Genomic DNA, 1,483 nt, shown 5'->3' with positions numbered 1-1,483 from the left:
GGCAGATCCGGCGCAACGCCAGCGGCTGTGGGAACTGGCACGCCAGACCGACGATGTGCCCAGCGTTCAACGCCTGAGCAACGACCTGCAGCGCCCCTGCCTGGAAACCGCCGACTGGTTGTCGCGTCACGACCCGGAAGCGGCACTGACGCAATTGCGCAGTTGCCAGCCAAGCGATGATCCACAAGCGTGGCTGGTGCTCGCCCAGCGCCTGCAAGCCACCGATCTGCTGCAAAGCACAACCCTGCCGCAACCGTGGGAGAACCGGCGACAGGCGCAACTGCTCGATGTCTGGCAGGAACAGGGCCAGAGCAGCAAGGTCATGGTCTGGCTCGCCGGGCAGCGGCAGACCCCGGCGGTGGTCAAACGCCGCGCGCAACTGGCCCAAACCATGGGGCGTCGCACCGAGGAGCAAACGCTGTGGGAATACCACTACCGTCAGACCGGCGATCTGGCGTCGCTGAATCAGGCCAGTTTCCTCGCACTCGACAGCGGTGATCGTGCCCACGCGCAGGAGCTGCTGGAAAATGCCTATGACCGCTTCGGCGCACGCCTGCCGGGCACCGCGCTGCAGCGTCTGGCCGGAATCTACGCATCATCCAGAGAGACCACACCCGCACAACAGCAGCGGATGGCATCAATGATCCGTCATATCGACGGTGCCACTCGCGGCCAATTGCTTGCGCAACTGGCAGAAAACGGTCAGTGCGATGCGGTGCAGCAAGCGCTTGGCAATCACCCGCAAGCCGCTGGCGATTATCGTGCGCTCGGCCGTTGCGCCATGCCGGATCGCCCCGGTGAAGCGGTGGTTTATTACCAGCAAGCGGAAAAACTCGGTGACCGCAGCAGTCGTTTGCCGCTGGCTTACGCGCTGGAAGCTGCGGGCGACTCCGCAGGCGCCTTGGCGATCTGGCGCAGTATTCCCGCCGCCGAACTCAGCGACAACGCCCGCCTGACCGCCAGCCGTAGCGCGCTGAATGCCGGTGACAGCCAGGCTGCCGAGGGTTACTGGCAACAAAGCAAGGCACGCGGCGCCAATGAATGGGCACTCGGCGCAGCGATTGCCGATGCCCGTGGCGAGCATGCCGAGGCCTTGCAGCGCCAGCGTCAGGCGTTGCAGCAAGCGCCGGATGCCGGGCATTTCTACGCCGCGTCCGTCACCGCACAAAAGGCCGGCGACCTGGCGCAAAGCAACGCGTGGCTGGCGGAAGCGGTACGCCGTGAGCCGGACAACCCGCGTTACCGCGCCGATTACGGTATGCGCCTGTCCGGCGCGCCGACTCGCGAAGAACGCGCCCGAGCGATTCCGTACCTGCAGCAGGCGACCCGGGATTTCCCCGAGGATTATCGTCTCGGCGAAACCCTGGCTTGGCGCTATGACGAAGTCGAAGACAGCGCCTCGGCGCGCAAAGAGCTGCGTCGGGTCATTGATCTGGAGCAGAACCCGGTGGCCGCCGACGACGAAGACGGCAGCATGGAAGCC

General features: G+C 65.5%; 1 pseudogene. It reads left to right on the top strand.

Annotated elements, in window-relative coordinates:
- Window positions 1-1,483, top strand: a pseudogene (locus DBR18_RS29950) (phage receptor); the annotation flags it as partial.

Origin of the sequence: Pseudomonas sp. HMWF021, assembly GCF_003061005.1 — a bacterium.
Taxonomy (GTDB): Bacteria; Pseudomonadota; Gammaproteobacteria; order Pseudomonadales; family Pseudomonadaceae; genus Aquipseudomonas.
This window is presented reverse-complemented; position numbering and strand designations above follow the sequence as displayed.